Origin of the sequence: Bacillus sp. PS95, assembly GCF_037963565.1 — a bacterium.
GTDB classification, from domain to species: domain Bacteria; phylum Bacillota; class Bacilli; order Bacillales; family Bacillaceae; genus Bacillus; species Bacillus subtilis.
Genome location: NZ_CP150160.1, coordinates 3184860 through 3202427 on the forward strand (window position 1 = coordinate 3184860; position 17568 = coordinate 3202427).

At 43.6% G+C, this 17568-nt stretch carries 19 protein-coding genes; 11 read left to right on the forward strand and 8 right to left on the reverse strand.

All coding sequences use genetic code 11. The features are described from left to right. Positions 1 to 11: 11 nt before the first annotated feature. Positions 12 to 1175 (reverse strand): iron-containing alcohol dehydrogenase, encoded by a 1164-nt coding sequence (locus tag NSQ12_RS16700; RefSeq protein WP_017695513.1) that lies wholly within the window; start codon positions 1173 to 1175, stop codon positions 12 to 14. A 229-nt stretch (positions 1176 to 1404) separates the two neighbouring features. Between NSQ12_RS16700 and NSQ12_RS16705 the strand changes: the two genes are divergently transcribed. Then, positions 1405 to 1641, forward strand: coding sequence for a DUF378 domain-containing protein (locus NSQ12_RS16705; protein WP_003220771.1), 237 nt, complete (start codon positions 1405 to 1407; stop codon positions 1639 to 1641). A 78-nt stretch (positions 1642 to 1719) separates the two neighbouring features. Here NSQ12_RS16705 and yugI read toward each other — a convergent pair whose 3' ends face one another. The 3 genes from yugI to NSQ12_RS16720 form a co-directional block, all read right to left on the reverse strand. Continuing rightward, entirely contained in the window at positions 1720 to 2112 is a 393-nt protein-coding gene (yugI, locus tag NSQ12_RS16710; RefSeq protein WP_003228864.1) for a S1 domain-containing post-transcriptional regulator GSP13, read from the reverse strand. Between the two features lie 202 nt (positions 2113 to 2314). Continuing rightward, complete coding sequence (locus NSQ12_RS16715; RefSeq protein WP_003228862.1) at positions 2315 to 3475, reverse strand: aminotransferase; 1161 nt, start codon at positions 3473 to 3475, stop codon at positions 2315 to 2317. Beyond that, positions 3476 to 3976 (reverse strand): Lrp/AsnC family transcriptional regulator, encoded by a 501-nt coding sequence (locus NSQ12_RS16720; RefSeq protein ID WP_009968070.1) that lies wholly within the window; start codon positions 3974 to 3976, stop codon positions 3476 to 3478. It abuts the gene before it with no gap. Between the two features lie 147 nt (positions 3977 to 4123). Here NSQ12_RS16720 and NSQ12_RS16725 point away from each other — a divergent pair, with 147 nt between their 5' ends. Further along, positions 4124 to 4945 (forward strand): alpha/beta hydrolase, encoded by an 822-nt coding sequence (locus tag NSQ12_RS16725; RefSeq protein ID WP_014480683.1) that lies wholly within the window; start codon positions 4124 to 4126, stop codon positions 4943 to 4945. A 25-nt stretch (positions 4946 to 4970) separates the two neighbouring features. Here the strand turns inward: NSQ12_RS16725 and NSQ12_RS16730 are convergent, their stop codons facing one another. Further along, entirely contained in the window at positions 4971 to 5231 is a 261-nt protein-coding gene (locus NSQ12_RS16730; RefSeq protein WP_032722422.1) for a YugE family protein, read from the reverse strand. Between the two features lie 86 nt (positions 5232 to 5317). On the opposite strand from NSQ12_RS16730, the gene patB reads away from it, so the two are divergent. From patB to kapB, 3 genes are all read left to right on the forward strand, one after another. Then, a complete protein-coding gene (gene patB / locus NSQ12_RS16735) occupies positions 5318 to 6481 on the forward strand; it encodes a cystathionine beta-lyase PatB (RefSeq protein ID WP_339175193.1) in 1164 nt (387 codons plus the stop codon). Between the two features lie 126 nt (positions 6482 to 6607). Further along, a complete protein-coding gene (gene kinB / locus NSQ12_RS16740) occupies positions 6608 to 7894 on the forward strand; it encodes a sporulation sensor histidine kinase KinB (RefSeq protein ID WP_339175195.1) in 1287 nt (428 codons plus the stop codon). Between the two features lie 45 nt (positions 7895 to 7939). After that, on the forward strand, positions 7940 to 8326 hold the full coding sequence (kapB, locus tag NSQ12_RS16745; protein WP_187956691.1) for a kinase-associated lipoprotein KapB: 387 nt from the start codon (positions 7940 to 7942) through the stop codon (positions 8324 to 8326). A 10-nt stretch (positions 8327 to 8336) separates the two neighbouring features. Here the strand turns inward: kapB and kapD are convergent, their stop codons facing one another. Next, positions 8337 to 8954 carry a 3'-5' exonuclease KapD gene (gene kapD / locus NSQ12_RS16750; RefSeq protein ID WP_003228846.1) on the reverse strand — a complete coding sequence of 206 codons (618 nt, stop codon included), beginning with the start codon at positions 8952 to 8954 and terminating at the stop codon, positions 8337 to 8339. A 75-nt stretch (positions 8955 to 9029) separates the two neighbouring features. After that, complete coding sequence (locus NSQ12_RS16755) at positions 9030 to 9233, reverse strand: hypothetical protein (RefSeq protein ID WP_003243502.1); 204 nt, start codon at positions 9231 to 9233, stop codon at positions 9030 to 9032. Between NSQ12_RS16755 and NSQ12_RS16760 the strand changes: the two genes are divergently transcribed. The 3 genes from NSQ12_RS16760 to NSQ12_RS16770 all read left to right on the forward strand — a co-directional run bounded on the left by NSQ12_RS16760 (position 9166) and on the right by NSQ12_RS16770 (position 12745). After that, a complete protein-coding gene (locus NSQ12_RS16760) occupies positions 9166 to 10344 on the forward strand; it encodes a multidrug efflux MFS transporter (RefSeq protein ID WP_339175199.1) in 1179 nt (392 codons plus the stop codon). The genes NSQ12_RS16755 and NSQ12_RS16760 overlap by 68 nt on opposite strands. Positions 10345 to 10436: 92 nt before the next feature. Further along, the gene (locus tag NSQ12_RS16765) at positions 10437 to 12311 is read left to right on the forward strand and encodes a transglycosylase domain-containing protein (protein ID WP_080287629.1); all 1875 of its coding nucleotides are present in this window, start codon (positions 10437 to 10439) and stop codon (positions 12309 to 12311) included. Positions 12312 to 12331: 20 nt separating this feature from the next. After that, complete coding sequence (locus NSQ12_RS16770; protein WP_003228839.1) at positions 12332 to 12745, forward strand: thiol-disulfide oxidoreductase DCC family protein; 414 nt, start codon at positions 12332 to 12334, stop codon at positions 12743 to 12745. Positions 12746 to 12946: 201 nt separating this feature from the next. Here the strand turns inward: NSQ12_RS16770 and NSQ12_RS16775 are convergent, their stop codons facing one another. Continuing rightward, on the reverse strand, positions 12947 to 13504 hold the full coding sequence (locus NSQ12_RS16775; RefSeq protein WP_003228837.1) for a YufK family protein: 558 nt from the start codon (positions 13502 to 13504) through the stop codon (positions 12947 to 12949). A gap of 177 nt (positions 13505 to 13681) precedes the next feature. Between NSQ12_RS16775 and maeL the strand changes: the two genes are divergently transcribed. From maeL to nupN, 3 genes are all read left to right on the forward strand, one after another. Next, positions 13682 to 15283: a two-component system sensor histidine kinase MaeL gene (maeL, locus tag NSQ12_RS16780; protein ID WP_003228835.1), complete on the forward strand. Its 1602-nt coding sequence runs from the start codon at positions 13682 to 13684 to the stop codon at positions 15281 to 15283. Beyond that, the gene (maeM, locus tag NSQ12_RS16785) at positions 15276 to 15983 is read left to right on the forward strand and encodes a two-component system response regulator MaeM (protein ID WP_014477821.1); all 708 of its coding nucleotides are present in this window, start codon (positions 15276 to 15278) and stop codon (positions 15981 to 15983) included. Before maeL ends, maeM begins: the two co-directional genes overlap by 8 nt. 471 nt (positions 15984 to 16454) lie before the next feature. After that, on the forward strand, positions 16455 to 17534 hold the full coding sequence (gene nupN, locus NSQ12_RS16790; RefSeq protein WP_106073430.1) for a guanosine ABC transporter substrate-binding protein NupN: 1080 nt from the start codon (positions 16455 to 16457) through the stop codon (positions 17532 to 17534). The last annotated feature ends 34 nt before the right edge of the window (positions 17535 to 17568 follow it).

Below are 17568 nucleotides of genomic sequence, written 5' to 3' on the forward strand. Positions count from 1 at the left end.
TTTCCCCTTTTTTATAGTGATGCTTTCAAAATTGACAGCACATCTTCTTTGTTGAGTGATTTAAATTGGCCGAATGTACCGTTAGCCATTGCCTTGTCAGCAATTGTGTCAAGCTGCTCATCATTAATATCATAATCAGCAAGACGGTTCGGAGCGCCAAGGCTTGTCCAGAATGCGGACAGCTTATCGATACCTTCAAGTGCGATTTCTTCATCTGTTTTACCTGCTTCTTCAACATCAAACACGCGAACTGCAAGCTGTTTCATGCGGGCAGGGTTTTCAGACAATGTGTGTCTCATCCAGTTCGGGAACAAAATTGCCAGTCCGCCGGCATGCGGAATATCATAAACGGCTGATACTGCATGTTCAATATTATGAGTAGCCCAATCCCCTCTTGCACCCATAGAAAGCATGCCGTTTAATGCAATTGTTCCTGTGTACAGGATCGTCTCACGCAATTCGTAATTTTCGAGATCATTAATCAGCTTAGGCGCTGTTTCAATGACTGTACGCAGAAGTGATTCACACATGCGGTCCTGATACGGCGTGTTTGATACATGATGGAAGTATTGTTCGAATACGTGGCTCATCATGTCAACCATCCCGTAGATCGTGTGGTTTTTAGGTACGGTAAATGTATTCACCGGATCAAGAATCGAGAATTTAGGGAATACGAGCGGGCTGCCCCAGCCGTATTTTTCTTTTGTTTCCCAGTTTGTAATAACAGATCCTGAGTTCATTTCTGAACCAGTCGCAGCGAGAGTCAATACCGTTCCGAATGGCAAAGCATCTTTTGGCTGATGCTTTTTCGTAACGATATCCCACGCATCACCATCATACTTCGCTCCTGCGGCAATCGCTTTTGTACAGTCGATTACGCTTCCGCCTCCGACAGCCAGCAAGAAATCAATGTTTTGTTCTTTACAGATGGCAACACCTCTATTAACAGTTGACACACGAGGATTCGGTTCCACACCTGCTAATTCATGCACGGTCGCTCCGGCTTTATTCAGCTGTTCAATCACTTGATCATACAGGCCGCTGCGTTTAATGCTGCCGCCTCCGTACACAAGCAATACGTTTTTTCCGTAAGGTTTGAGTTCCTCCGGAAGTCTTTCCACTTCGCCGCGCCCGAAAATTAATTTGGTCGGATTCCAGTATGTAAAGTTTTGCATGACATCTCCTCCTTAGATTTTTTATTATGCAGAATGTCCTCACCACATGTAAAGCAATCAGCTCTCACCGGTCAGCATACCAGATGGTTTTATTTTGCAAGATGCTGGGAAAGAAGCTGATATAAGCGAGGGCAGGCCAGCTTCCCTCATATGGAGAATGCATGTATAGATTCTCCAATATGTCACAATCTATAACTGTTTTAATAATTCATGGAGGAGGTTGCAAAACATGAGTACCATTCAAAGAATTTGTCTTGTATTAACCATCATTGGCGCCATTAACTGGGGACTGATCGGATTTTTCCAATTTGACTTAGTAGCGGCTATCTTCGGCGGCCAAGGGTCAGCTCTTTCCCGAATCATTTACGGACTTGTCGGAATCGCCGGCTTAATCAACCTCGGTCTGCTATTTAAGCCAAACGAGGAAAGATCACGTGAAGAAGCAGCAAATCCTGAAATGCGATAGGATATCAATCACGCTGAAATAGGATTTTGTATTAAATCAAAAGCACCGAACATTCCTGTCCGGTGCTTTTTTTCATGCTTATTTTTTGATAAGGTCTTTGCGGTTGGACATTTCGATCCACTCTTCAAGCTTATCTTTTAATGTGTTGAAACCTTGTGGTGTAGAAGCTTCTTCGCTTACTTGAGCAGCTTTAGGTTTTCTTGGTTTGCTTTCTTTTTTCTCAGGCGCAGCTTGTGTCGCACGAATTGAAAGGCTGATTTTGCCTTTTTCTTCATCAACAGCAAGTACTTTTACTTGTACTTCGTCGCCAACTGAAAGGTGCTCGTTGATATCTTTTACGAAACCGTGAGTCACTTCAGAAATGTGTACTAAACCTTGAGTTTCTTCATCTAATGCAACAAACGCACCATACGCTTGTAATCCTGTAACTTTACCAGTGTAAACACTGCCCACTTCAAATTTTGCTGCCATTCATAACAACTCCTAAGTTAAATTAAATATCTGTTTATACGCAATTTAAAATTATATCACACATGTCTTATTTCCGCAAAGAAAACTTTTTCATAAAAAAATCAGGTTTATGCACAGCAAAAAGGGGGTAAACTGAAAATACCAAAGGCTTTCTAGTATTCCCCCCTTTTATTGGATGCGAACAAAAGGTTCGTATCTTTTTTTATGTTGTTTTGTGCAGGAAGCGTTTCATTCTGACTAACGCTTCTTGAAGCTGTTCAATCGAGGTTGCGTATGAACAACGGATATATCCCTCACCGCTCGGACCAAACACACTTCCAGGAACAACTGCCACTTTTTCCTGCGTAAGAAGCTCCTCGGCAAACTGTTCTGAACTCATCCCCGTGCTTTTAATTGATGGAAAAGCATAGAAAGCGCCGCCCGGATGATGACAGCTGAGACCGATTTCATTGAGCGATTCTACAAACAGATTCCGTCTTCTTCGATAGCTTTTTTTCATTTTTTCTACGTCTTCCATGCCGTTCTTCAGGCCTTCAAGGGCGGCAAACTGCGCCATTGCGGGCGCACACATCATCGCATATTGATGAATTTTAAGCATGGCATCCCGAAGCAAGGATGGTGCCGCGGCAAAACCGAGCCTCCAGCCCGTCATTGCAAATGCTTTTGAAAAGCCTGAGATGACTACCGTCCGTTCCTTCATTCCCGGTAATGCCGCTATACTTGTAAATTCCTCATCATATGTCAGCTCCGCGTAGATCTCGTCGGCTAAGACGATGACATCATGTTTTTTGGCAAACTCAGCAATCTCATTCAGCTCTTCCTTCGAATAAACCGAACCTGTCGGATTCGATGGTGAGCAGATGAGAATGGCCTTTGTTTTTTCAGTGACTGCCGCTTCAAAATCAGCAGCCGTTGCTTTAAATCCTTTGTCTGCCGTTGTATGAACGTGAACCGGGATACCGCCTGCCAAAGAAACAAGCGCATCATACGCCACAAAACACGGCTCAGGAATGATGACTTCCTCACCTGGATTCACAATGGCGCGGATCGCAATATCCAAAGCCTGACTTGCCCCCACTGTCACAATCAGCTCATTATCTGGCGAGTAGCTAAGATCAAACCTGTTGCTCAAATAACGGCTGATTTCCTCCCGCAATGAGTATAAACCCGCATTGGCCGTGTATGACGTATATCCTTGTTCAAGAGAGAGAATGCTTGCTTCGCGGACATTCCACGCGGTAACAAAATCAGGCTCGCCGACGCCTAAAGAAATGACGCCTTCCATCGTTGCCGCCAAATCAAAGAATTTGCGGATGCCGGATGGTTTTATTTGTTGTACATAGTCTGATAAATACGAAGTCATTTACGGTGACACCACGATTCTTTTGTCGTCGTCTCCTGTTTCAAACACTTTGCCGTCATGCTTGTATTTTTTCAGGATAAAATGGGTTGTCGTAGATACAACTGAATCAAGCGTTGACAGTTTATCCGAAACAAAACGCGCTACGTCAGACATCGAATTGCCGCGAATCACGACAGACAAATCGTATACGCCTGACATCAGGTAAACTGATTCAACCTCTTGGAATCGGTAAATCCGTTCCGCCACTTCATCAAAACCGACGCCCCGCTTCGGCGTTACTTTGACGTCGATCATGGCCGTAACGCCCTCATGTCCGTCTACTTTTCGCCAATCAATCATAGCGGAATAATCGATAATAACCTTTTCTTTCTCCAGTTTGTCAATAATTGTTTTTACTTCATTTACAGGGATGCCCGCCATCTTTGCGATTGTTTCTAAATCGGCGCGGCTGTTTTCGTCTAAAATTTCTAATATTTCTGTTTCTTTTTCTGTCAATTTCATTTGATTCACACCTTTGCAATGTCAAGAAATCTCATGACATTATATCACGTTTTTTGACGAATGCTAAGAAAAAACGAGGAGAAACTTCCGCTAGAATTTACAATTTCAGGGCATAATACAACCATCAAAAAAAGGGAGTGACACAGAATGGAGGCGGTTTCACCAATAAGGCGGTTTACGGTCGATGGAGTCAATGTATACTACGAACATTATCAAAATCCCGGCAGGCAAACGCTGGTCTGCGTACACGGTTTTTTATCATCTGCATTCAGCTTCAGAAAAGTAATCCCTCTCCTTCGGGACAAGTACGACATCATCGCGCTTGATTTGCCTCCTTTCGGCCAATCTGAAAAATCAAGAACGTTTATCTATACCTATCAAAACCTTGCTAAGCTTGTCATTGGGATTTTGGAGCACTTGCAAGTGAAACAGGCTGTGCTTGTCGGGCATTCTATGGGCGGGCAGATATCGCTGTCTGCTGCTCTCCAAAAACCTGAGCTTTTTTCAAAGGTTGTGCTGCTTTGCAGTTCAGGGTATTTAAAACGTTCACACCCGACGATCATTTTCGGGACCCATATCCCGTATTTTCATCTTTACATCAAACGCTGGCTCTCGAAAGAAGGCGTGATGAAAAATTTATTAAATGTGGTGCATGACAAATCGCTGATTGATGAGGAGATGATCGACGGCTATGGCAGACCGTTTCAGGACGAGCAGATTTTCAAAGCCATGACAAGGTTTATCCGCCACAGAGAAGGAGATTTAGAACCCGAGCAATTGAAGAAAATGAACAAGCCTGCTCTATTGATTTGGGGCGAGGAGGATCGAATTGTCCCAATGGAGATCGGTAAACGGCTGCACGCAGATTTGCCTAATTCCGTGCTGTACTCACTTGGCCAGACCGGACATCTGGTGCCTGAAGAACGGCCTGAACTTGTTTCTGAACACATTGCTGATTTTATCAATTAAAAAAACCGGTGCTGAACCGGTTTTTTTAAGGCGTGCAGGAGCTGCTGTTTTTAATGAATAAAAGCTGGCCAGCCACTTCCCGGCAGCTGGCGATCGGCAGCGTTTGTTCAAAAGAAGTTTCAAATATTTGCTGAATGCTTTTCGCCAGCACGTCGGGATCGTCTTCATCATAGACTGCCTGCACGACATCAACAGCCTCCGTTTCGTAAAACTCTTCTCCATATTTAAACGGGTCCCATTTGGCAATGATCTTAATCATTTCCCTGACCGCTTGACTTTCTTCCATATTCATCACCGCTTATAATAAAATTTGCAGTTCTATCTTATCATAGTGAAGCTTAGAAGAATAAACATACATGAGGGGGTAACAGAATGAACTTTGATAAACGAGAAGAACGCCTTGGCACCCAATCGGTCAAATGGGACAAAACAGGCGAATTATTTGGCGTGACAGACGCACTCCCGATGTGGGTGGCGGATATGGATTTTCGCGCGCCAGAAGCGATAACTGAAGCTTTAAAAGAGCGTCTTGACCACGGTATTTTTGGTTATACAACTCCAGATCAAAAAACGAGGGATGCTGTGTGCGGATGGATGCAAAACAGGCACGGCTGGAAGGTGAATCCGGAAAGCATCACATTCAGCCCCGGCGTTGTAACGGCTTTGAGCATGGCGGTACAAGCTTTTACGGAGCCGGGCGATCAAGTAGTTGTTCAGCCTCCAATTTATACGCCTTTTTACCATATGGTGGAGAAAAACGGCCGGCACATTTTACATAATCCGCTGCTAGAAAAAGACGGCGCATATGCAATGGATTTTGAAGATTTGGAGACGAAGCTTAGTGACCCAAGTGTTACATTGTTTATTTTATGCAATCCTCATAACCCTTCTGGGCGTTCATGGGGCCGGGAAGACTTACTGAAGCTAGGCGAATTGTGCCTTGAGCATGGCGTCACAGTTGTATCGGATGAAATCCATTCTGATTTAATGCTGTACGGACACATACACACGCCGTTCGCTTCGCTCTCTGACGATTTCGCTGATATTTCTGTGACATGTGCTGCTCCAAGCAAAACATTTAATATCGCCGGATTGCAGGCTTCAGCAATCATTATTCCGGATCGCCTGAAGCGCGCCAAGTTTTCCGCAAGCCTTCAGCGCAATGGTTTAGGCGGACTGAACGCGTTTGCCGTCACTGCAATCGAAGCCGCGTATTCAAAAGGGGGACCGTGGCTTGATGGATTGATCTCTTACATTGAGAGAAACATGAACGAAGCGGAAGCCTTTTTGAGCACCGAGCTGCCAAAGGTCAAAATGATGAAGCCGGATGCATCATACTTGATTTGGCTCGACTTCAGCGCTTACGGCTTGTCCGATGCAGAGCTTCAGCAAAGAATGCTAAAAAAAGGAAAAGTTATTTTAGAGCCCGGGACGAAATACGGGCCTGGCGGAGAAGGATTTATGCGCCTGAACGCAGGATGCTCTCTTGCAACCCTGCAGGACGGCCTGCGCCGCATCAAAGCCGCATTATCGTAAATATAGCTGTTAAACGCCTTTACGTCTTCATTTGTAAAGGCGTTCTTAATAAAGGAATTTTATATTTTACTTCTAATAATTAGTGTTATAATAGATTCATATTTTATACGAAAGGATTTCACACGAATGGAAATTCTAAAAGACTATCTTCTGCACATCTGCTTTATTTTGTTTCCTATTCTTCTTTACCAAGTGTTTTGGCTTGGAAAACCTGCGATTCTTGTGCCAAAAATAAACAGCCGTTTGGTCACGCTCTTCGCCTGCGGCGCCTCCGTTTTATGCATTATTTTCCCGATTCATGAAATGGACTACATACAATACGGCCTTCAGATGATTCCCGTTATCATTTGTTTATTTTACATTAGTACCGCTTCCGGACTTACAGTCGCCGCATCTGTCCTATGTTTTGAACTGCTTTTTTACGAACCTTCCGCAATGTTTGTTTTCACTTTGCTGCCTTTTCTTATCATTATCCCAATCTTATTTCAGAAAAAATGGCCATTCATGTCCAAAGCGAAAAAACTGCTGCTGTCTTTATTGATCAGCTGCGTGGAGATTTTCCTATTTTTCGCCTCAAGCTGGATTCTTTCCGCCTTGAATATTTTAAATTTTCAAAAATCAGGAATTTTCGTTTACGAGGCGGCAGTCTCAGGGCTTTTCCGCTCCAGTGTTCTTCTATTAAGCATCTATATTATCGAAAGCATCGCCGAAAATATCGCCCTGCGCTCACAGCTTATCCATTCTGAAAAAATGACGATTGTGAGTGAACTGGCAGCGAGCGTCGCTCATGAGGTCAGGAATCCGCTGACAGTTGTCCGCGGGTTTGTCCAGCTGCTTTTTAATGATGAAACCTTACAAAACAAGTCGAGTGCAGATTACAAAAAGCTTGTACTGTCAGAGCTTGACCGGGCGCAAGGCATTATCACAAACTATCTCGATATGGCCAAACAGCAATTATACGAAAAAGAGGTTTTTGACCTATCTGCCCTTATCAAAGAGACAAGCTCCCTTATGGTGTCGTACGCCAATTACAAGTCAGTAACCGTCGAGGCTGAAACAGAACCGGACCTTTTGATATACGGAGACGCAACAAAGCTGAAGCAGGCTGTCATCAACCTGATGAAAAACAGTATTGAAGCGGTTCCTCACGGGAAGGGGATGATCCACATATCAGCCAAAAGAAACGGCCATACGATCATGATTAACATCACAGACAATGGGGTCGGGATGACAGACCATCAAATGCAAAAACTCGGCGAACCTTATTATTCCTTAAAAACGAACGGAACGGGACTCGGCCTCACCGTAACCTTTTCCATTATTGAACATCATCACGGGACCATTTCATTTAACAGCAGCTTCCAAAAAGGCACTACGGTGACCATTAAGCTTCCCGCTGATCTTCCTCACTAGCAAATCGATTGGAACTTTAATAGAATAAATGCGAGGTGATGACAGATGAGCACGTTTGAGACAGGCTCTATCGTTAAAGGATTTTACAAAACAGGTGTATACATAGGAGAAATCACGGCTTGCAGGCCGCAGCATTATTTAGTGAAAGTGAAAGCGGTTCTTACCCATCCCGCTCAGGGAGACCTTCATCATCCAAAACAGGCGGATGTGCCATTTTTTCATGAGAGAAAAGCGCTCGCACATGGTGAACAGACCAATATCCCCCACCATATGGTGAAGCCTTATGACGGTGAAGTGCCGGATTATACCGAATCTCTGCGAGAGGCGACAGCACAGATGAGAGCCAAATTGAATGAGGATGGTTCGGAGTGGGCAAAGCGCTCCCTTCATAATCTGGACATTTTAGAAAAAGAATATTTTAACCTGCCATAAATTGGGTTTTTCACGTCGCGCGCTTCAACAGTTCGGTTAAATCGATTCTTTCGCCGATTGTGGGCGGTTTTGGCTTTTCGAGATACTGCTTATCCTGCTCAACAAGCTTAAAAAGTTTATATGCTGTAAGGGCATCATCAAGCGCTTTATGATGGGTGCCGGTTCCGGAATCTCCATACTCTTCGGCAGCTTTCCATAAACCCGTCAATGTCCGGTCTCCAAAAAAGTTTTTGTATTCAAGCGATAAATCTCTCATTTCTCCCTTAAACGGGAAAGGGATATGGTTAAACATACAGTTTTGCTTCAGCACTTTCATATCCATGTTTCCCCACGTAATAATTGTGCTGTTTTTCTCAGGATCCAGCTCGTTTAGTTTACGGATGAAATCCTCGAATCTCATTCCTTCGTCTACCTGTTTTTGGGTTATTTTTAAAAATGATTTGCATCGTTTCGTAAGCTTCGGGAACTTTTTCGGTCTAACATAGCTAGAAAACGTCTCAACCACTTCATCATCAATCGACTTTACAATTCCGGCTTCAATGATTTCCGGGAAGAAGTTTTGAGGACTGTACTTTCCATCAGGCATTGTAAATTCGAAATCAATAATGAGTAAGCTGTTTGTCGTCACCTTTTTACACCTGCCTTTCCTCCGATCAGAAAATGCTATCTTTATAGTATATCAATTCCCCTTCTCGACATTTCTTCATTTTCTAAAAATAATGAATTTTCCCAGCCGCTTCGTTTCTTTTAAATTGTGAATCGTTTCTTTATAATTAGTAAGGAACCCGAAATAATAAGAAGGTGATGTTATTTCTATCCGTAAGAAAAACTTTGTCATTGTGTGGCTGGCGAACTTTTTTGTCTCCGCTAGCACAACGATGATCGTTCCTTTTCTCTCCTTATACATTGAGACGCTCAGCTCTTTTTCAAACGGCTTTGTGCAAAGGTGGAGCGGCTATGTGTTCGGCATTACATTTCTCATGGCGTTTTTGGTATCCCCGTTTTGGGGACGGTTCGGAGACAAACGCGGATACAAGAAAATCCTTATGGCAACCGGAACAGGCATTGCCCTCAGCATTTTCTTCATGGGCTTTGTTACATCGGTGTACCAATTGTTTTTTCTGCGTATGGCAATGGGTCTTGTAACCGGATTCATCCCGACATCTCTTGCGATGATTTCGGCACAGACTCCGAAGAGCTCAGCTGGCAAAACACTCGGCACGCTGCAAATGGGGCAAGTGTCCGGAAGCTTGTTCGGCCCGCTTTTGGGAGGCATGCTTGCTGATCGTTTCGGCTTTACGTATACCTTTTTTATCACATCCTTTGTGATTTTCTCGTCTGTTCTTCTCGTGTTATTTGGTGTCAAAGAAAAGCCTCTTGCAGAGAAAACAGCCAAACGTACGTCTTACTCGAGAAAAGAAGTGCTCTCCTATATTTTTCACCATCCGGCGCTGTGGGTCATGATGCTGTTAACCATGCTGATTCAAACAGGCAATTTCAGTATCCAGCCCCTGCTCGCTTTATATGTAAATGAGCTGCACGGACCTGTCAATCTTGCCTTTTTCTCCGGCATGGCATTTTCAGCAACGGGGCTCGGAAGTTTGCTGCTGGCTAGAAAATGGGGTGATCTGGGCGACCGCTACGGCCACCGCCGCATTTTAATCGGACTTTTGCTCGCCGCCTCTTTCTTTTTTATTCCGCAGGCGCTCGTGTCCTCACTCAGCGTGCTCCTTGTTTTCAGATTTTTATTCGGAATGGCGATGGGCGGTTTGCTGCCATGCATTACGGCAGCGATCCGCGTTCAGGCTCCCGGCAGCATTCAAGGTGAAGTTCTCGGCTACAATGTCAGCTTTCGCTTTTTAGGAAACGTGCTCGGGCCTCTGCTCGGCGGAATCATATCGAGCCACTTTACCATTTCGGCCACCTTTTACGTCACAGCGTTTCTCTTTTTCGCCGGCGCCTGCATGCTTTGGATCATGCAGAAACTTCGGAAAGATTCTTATGCCAAAGCAAGCTGATTCCGAGAAAAAACTGAGGAATCTTCTAAATTTAACCTTCTCGTAATCTCAAAAGAATGGTACGATATGGCTAGAATTTAGGAGAAAAGAGAGTGACCATGTTACGAAAAATAATCGGATGGATTTTGCTCCTTTGCATAATCCCATTGTTTGCATTTACAGTTATCGCTTCCGGAAAAGAAGTAAAACAAATGAAGTCCCTGGATCAGGTGCTTGATAAAAATATTAATCTGAAAGATATCAGCCTTGTTCAGAACAGCTACATGTATGACAGGGACGGCTCCCTTGTCTCGGAAATCGTCAGCGACCACGAAAACCGTGTGCTCGTTCCATTTAACAAGATTCCCGAGGAAGTCAAACAGATTTTCTTAACATCTGAGGACCGCCATTTTTACGAGCATAAAGGCTTTGACTTTATGGGAATGGTGCGGGCTACTGCTTCTAACGTAAAAGACAAGAAAATTGACCAGGGTGCCAGCACCATCACACAGCAGCTTTCAAGAAACTTATATTTGAGCCACGAACGCTCCTTCAGCCGCAAGCTGACAGAGCTCGCGTATTCCTATCAGCTGGAGAAAAAATATACGAAAAATGAAATTCTTGAAGCTTACTTAAATACCATTTATTTTAACAATGGTGTTTATGGCGTCGGTTCAGCGGCTGAATTCTATTTCAGCAAACCGCTGAAATCTCTCACAGTGGGAGAAATGGCTTTTATCTGTGCTATACCTAATAACCCTACATTATATGATCCTCTCAAGCATTTTGACTACACGAAAAGCCGTCAAGAACGTTTGCTTAAAGGGCTAAAAGATGCCGGGGTCATTACGGACAAAGAGCTGAAAAAAGCCGTAAAACAAAAAATCAAACTGGATGTTGAAAAAAGAGAAGACAAATATCCTGACTACGTTTCCTACGTCAATGATGAATTCACTCAGCTGGTGTCTGAATCAGAAGGCTTTGATAAACGCCTTCAAAAAGCATCAGGAAAACAAAAAGAAAAGATCGAAAACGAGCTGTCCGCAAGAGTCAGCACGCTGATGAAAGACGGTGTGAAAATTTATACTGCACTTGATCCGTATATGCAAAATCAAGTTGTGGCACAAATGAATTCCAAGCTCCCGTATGCGGACGTACAGGGCGGAGCGGCTGTGATTAATCACCAGACGCATCAAATCATCGCTCTATCCGGCGGGAAAAACTATCAAAAATATGACTTTAACCGCGCCTACCAGGCGTACAGGCAGCCGGGTTCATCCATTAAGCCGCTTCTTGATTACGGCCCTTATATTGAACAGACCGGCGCGACAACAAGCAGCACCATTGATGCCAGCAAGTTTTGCAGCAAAGACTACTGTCCGCAAAACTACAATAACCGCACTTACGGCACAGTGACGCTTGATACGGCGTTTAAAAATTCATATAATACACCGGCTATTAGAATGCTCGACCGCGTCGGCATCCAAAAGGCATTCAGTTATATTGAGCCGTATCATTTTGCCAAACTTGTCGACAGTGACTATCTTCTTCCGGCGGCGCTTGGCGGATTTACAAACGGCATGACGCCTCTTGAGATGACAAAGGCTTATACGACATTCGGCAACAGCGGAAGCTATACGCCGAGCCATGCGATTACAAAGGTGACAGACCTTAAAGGAGAAACACTTTATAAATGGAATGATAAAGCGACTCAAATATTCAGCGTCCGCACGAACATGCAGCTGAAAAAACTGATGTCTTCCGTTGTGAAAAGCGGAACAGGGAAAAAAGCATATTTCAATGCGCCTTACATCGGCGGTAAAACCGGAACATCAAATGATTATCACGATATGTGGTTTGTCGGCCTGACTGATACGTATACAATGGGTGTCTGGGTCGGAAAGGATACACCGACCAGCGTTGAATATCTTCACAGCATCAGCCCTCAGCTTTCCATCTGGAAAGGAACGCTGCAAGCTGCTTATTAAAGGATCGGAGGGGATATGGGGTGACTTCAGAACAAATTCCAAATCGCGTTTTGCTGTTTGACGGTGTCTGCAATTTATGCAATGGCGCCGTGCAATTTATCATTAAACGTGATCCGGACGGATTGATTTCTTTCACATCGCTGCAGTCGGAAACAGGACAGAGCCTGCTGAAAAAAAGCGGGCTTCCGACTGATCGGTTTGACAGCTTTGTCTTTATTGAAGACGGCCAAGTGTACACAAAGTCAACTGCAGCCATTAAGGTTTTCAGGCATCTGCGAGGCCCATGGCGGCTCTTCGTCCTTTTTTTCGCAGTGCCGAAGCCTGTCAGAGATATGGTCTATTCTTTCATTGCCAAAAACCGCTATAAGTGGTTTGGCAAAAAAAATGAATGTATGCTCCCCTCCCCTTCTATTAAAAAAAGATTTTTACCGTAAATAAAAAATGGCTAGGACGCTAGCCATCACAGATTGTTGACAAAATCCTAAAACGGCTTCGTTTTAGGATTTTGTCATCTATTCAGCGTGATTGAAAACTTTTGAAGTTGTGAAACGGCGGAAACCTGAGAATCTACCGCCGTTTCATTGCGTACAGAGCACGAAGCGCAAATCTGACCACCAAACGCTGAAATGGCTAGCTTACACAGGTAAGCTAGCCATTATGCTATTATAAAGCTTGATAAATATGAACAGAATACCGATAACAAAGGTAAACCAAAACAGCAGTTCCAATAGAATGAATCCGACTAATGACATGAGAGAAAGCGTCGAATAAATCCGGTACACGGTAAACACAAAGTAAGCGAGCGTGACGACCGCAAACCAGATCACAATCCAAATGACATTTTGCAAAAGCACAAAGGATAAAATCCCGCCGCCCAAATAAATCATGGAACCCATTCTGAGTTTTTTCAGGTTGTTCCCTTCCGGATCATTAGCAAAAAACAGCAATGACAGCTCGGTCACGGTATTTGCAATTAATTTCAGAGCGGACAGAACCATAAAATATAAAAGTGCAAAGGCAGCAAATAACGCAAGCCTGATTCCTTTCTCTGAAAAATAATCGAGCATTCCATCATACATTCCAAATGAAGACAGCATCTTCAACGCATAAAGTGAAGTTGAGATGGATAAGGACGAACTAAAAAGCAGGATCGCAATCAGCGGAAAATATCCTGTCAAATAAGTATTTTTCATATAAAAAAGTCCCTTTCTATAATCTACCTCATTTATTATGGAGGACTTAAAACACATTGACAAGATAAATTATTCCATTTTTTCTCCTTTTTACGAATTACGGTCCCAAATCTTCACAAAGCAGCATTTTGAGAGTAAAGTAGTACGCAGGAATCATAAAACGTAAGGAAGTTTTATATGAAAAAAACATTAAAACTGCAAACCAGACTCACCATATTTGTTTGTATCGTTGTATTAATCGCATTGCTTATTACGTTTTTTACAGTCGGTGCCCAAACCACCAAACGAATTAGAGATCAGGAAAAGGCCACTGCGCTGCAGACTGCTGAAATGGTAGCTGAAGCGCCGATGACAGCCGCTGCTTTAGAAAGCGGAAAAAAACAAAAGGAACTGCAGAGCTACACAAAGCGGGTTCAGAAAATCACCGGCACGGAATTTGTTGTCGTCATGGATATGAACGGTATCCGCAAAACTCATCCTGACCCGAGCAAAATCGGAAAAAAATTCAGGGGCGGTGATGAGTCCGAGGTATTAAAAGGGCATGTCCATATCAGCACAGCCTCTGGCACGCTCGGGAAATCGCAGAGAGCGTTCGTCCCTGTCTACGCAGAGAATGGAAAACAGGTCGGTGCAGTCGCGGTCGGTATCACCGTAAATGAAATTGATGAAGTGATCAGCCATAGCTTACGGCCGCTTTACTTTATTATTTGCGTCAGCATCTTCGTCGGTGTGATCGGAGCCGTTATCGTCGCCCGTACAGTGAAAAATATCATGTACGGACTTGAACCTTATGAAATTGCGACTCTGCTTGAAGAACGGAGCGCGATGCTGGAATCGACGAAGGAAGGAATACTCGCTGTCGATGAACATGGCAAAATTAAACTTGCCAACGCGGAAGCAAAACGCCTATTCGTCAAAATGGGCATCAACACAAATCCCATTGATCAGGATGTAGATGACATCTTGCCGAAAAGCCGCTTGAAAAAGGTCATTGAGACAAAAAAACCTCTTCAAGACAGAGACGTCCGCATTAACGGGCTGGAGCTTGTGTTTAATGAAGTTCCTATCCAGCTGAAAGGACAAACTGTCGGAGCGATTGCAACATTCCGCGACAAGACCGAGGTAAAACATTTAGCTGAACAGCTTTCCGGTGTTAAAATGTATGCAAACGCACTGAGAGCGCAGTCTCATGAATTTATGAACAAACTGCATGTGATATTAGGTCTCGTCCAGCTGAAAGAGTATGATGATCTTGGAGATTATATTAAAGATATAGCCATACAGCAAAAATCAGAAACAAGTGAAATTATAAATGATGTCAAAAGCTCCGTACTGGCCGGTTTTCTGCTCGGAAAGCAAAGCTTTATACGTGAGCAGGGCGCAAATCTTGATATTGAATGCAACGGTGTCATCCCGAACGCGGCAGACCCTTCTGTCATCCATGAACTTATTACAATCATCGGAAATCTCATCAACAATGGCTTAGACGCCGTTGCCGATATGCCGAAAAAACAAATCACCATGTCCATGCGCTTCCATAACAGCATACTTGATATTGAAATTACCGATACTGGAGCAGGCATGTCTGAAGAAGACCAAGCCAAAGTATTTGAACAAGGCTATTCAACAAAGGGCAAAAACCGGGGATTCGGCCTTTATTTCACACAGCAAAGCATCGAAAATTTAAAAGGCCAAATGATCCTCACAAGCGAAAAGAATGAAGGAACGACATTCAGTATTCGCATCCCGTACGAACCGAAGGAGGAAAATCATGATTAATGTACTAATAGTTGAAGATGACCCCATGGTGGGTGAATTAAATAAACGATACTTAAGCCAAATAGATGGCTTTCAGCTGAAAGGCATCGCTTCTTCCTTTCAAAGCGCTCTGCATATTTTAGGCGAGCACCATATCGACCTCATTTTGCTTGATATTTATATGCCGGGAAAAAACGGGCTGGAACTGCTGACGGAATTGAGAGCCCAAAATGAAGCGGTTGACGTGATTGTCATCTCAGCGGCCAGCGAGCTTGACGTAATCAAGAAAACACTTCGGTACGGAGCTGTCGATTATTTAATCAAACCGTTTGAATTTGAACGTTTCCAAACGGCTTTGTCTGATTACAGACGAAAACAAAAGGTGTATTCAACCCATCGCAACATGAGCCAAAAAGAACTGGACGCCGAGCTTTTTCAAAAGAAAGAAGCAACAGAAAAAGTGCAGCTTCCTAAAGGCCTGACAAAAAGCACGCTGAAGCTGATCTGGTCCAGTATCCAGTCATTTGAAAATGAATCTTTTACGACAGAAGACTTGGCAAAGCACACAGAAATCTCTCAAGTATCCATACGAAAATACTTAAAGTTTCTTGAAGATATACAAGTTCTGAATGTAGAAATGGCGTACGGAACGATCGGAAGACCTGTGTTTCAGTACAACGTCAACAACAGTAACCTTAACGGAATAAAGCAATATCTATAAGAAAACGCACTGCTTGCTTTGAGCAGTGCGTTTTTCTGTCATATCTCTTGCCAAGATGCTTGATTCTATTGTTGATAAGTTATACAAGAATAACAAAGGGCTTTCACATTTTTAAGCAAATAATTCTAAAAATAGATACTTTTTAAAAAATTATGTGAAATTCTATTTATTTCTTATTAGTTAAATGATAAATTATGATTGGTTAGTTGATCCCGAAAAACTAAGTCATAAGTCTTACTTCAGAAAACGATGTCACGGTTTTCCGCCCGGAACGCCTTCCGCATCCTTCTCTTCCCCGCCTTTCGAAGGAAATACTCACACCACGCTTATTCAGGGAAGAATAGAACTGTCTCAGCGCATTCCATTTGTTATTATCAGAAAATTTTATCGATTCTAAGAAATTGTTCAGGACAGCCCATCACATGACTGGCCGGATCAGCTTTGAACCAAATTTTTCTGGGGGGTTATATCTTGAATAAACGAAAAATCGGATTGGCGATGTCACTTGTGATCGCAGCAGGCACCATATTAGGAGCATGCGGAAACAGCGAAAAAAGCAGCGGCTCAGGCGAAGGCAAAAACAAATTCAGTGTGGCGATGGTTACTGACGTAGGCGGAGTGGATGACAAATCCTTCAACCAATCAGCCTGGGAAGGCATCCAAGCCTTTGGGAAAGAGAATGGGCTGAAAAAAGGCAAAAACGGTTACGACTATCTTCAATCCAAATCTGATGCAGACTATACAACGAACTTAAATAAATTGGCGCGTGAGAATTTTGACTTAATTTACGGCGTCGGCTACTTAATGGAGGATTCAATCAGCGAAATTGCTGACCAGCGTAAAAATACAAACTTTGCGATTATAGATGCTGTTGTCGATAAAGACAACGTCGCAAGTATTACGTTTAAAGAGCAGGAAGGCTCATTTCTCGTCGGAGTGGCCGCAGCCCTATCAAGCAAATCAGGAAAAATCGGCTTTGTAGGCGGCATGGAATCAGAGTTAATCAAAAAATTCGAGGTCGGCTTCCGTGCCGGCGTGCAAGCAGTTAACCCTAAAGCCGTTGTAGAAGTGAAATACGCAGGGGGTTTCGATAAAACCGATGTCGGTAAAGCAACCGCCGAAAGCATGTATAAATCAGGCGTAGATGTTATTTATCACTCTGCGGGCGCCACTGGCACAGGCGTCTTTACTGAAGCGAAAAACCTGAAAAAAGAAGATCCAAAACGCGATGTCTGGGTCATCGGTGTCGATAAAGACCAATACGCAGAAGGCCAGGTAGAAGGAACAGATGATAACGTCACCCTCACTTCCATGGTGAAAAAAGTAGATACAGTCGTTGAAGATGTAACGAAAAAAGCGAGTGACGGAAAGTTCCCGGGCGGCGAAACACTTACCTACGGGCTTGATCAAGACGGAGTCGGCATTTCTCCATCTAAACAAAATCTATCGGATGATGTGATCAAAGCGGTCGCTAAATGGAAGAAAAAAATCATCGACGGATTGGAAATCCCGGCAACTGAGAAAGAGCTGAAAACCTTCAAAGCTGAATAAGAATCGCAGGGATAAGGAGGTCGAGCCCTTATCC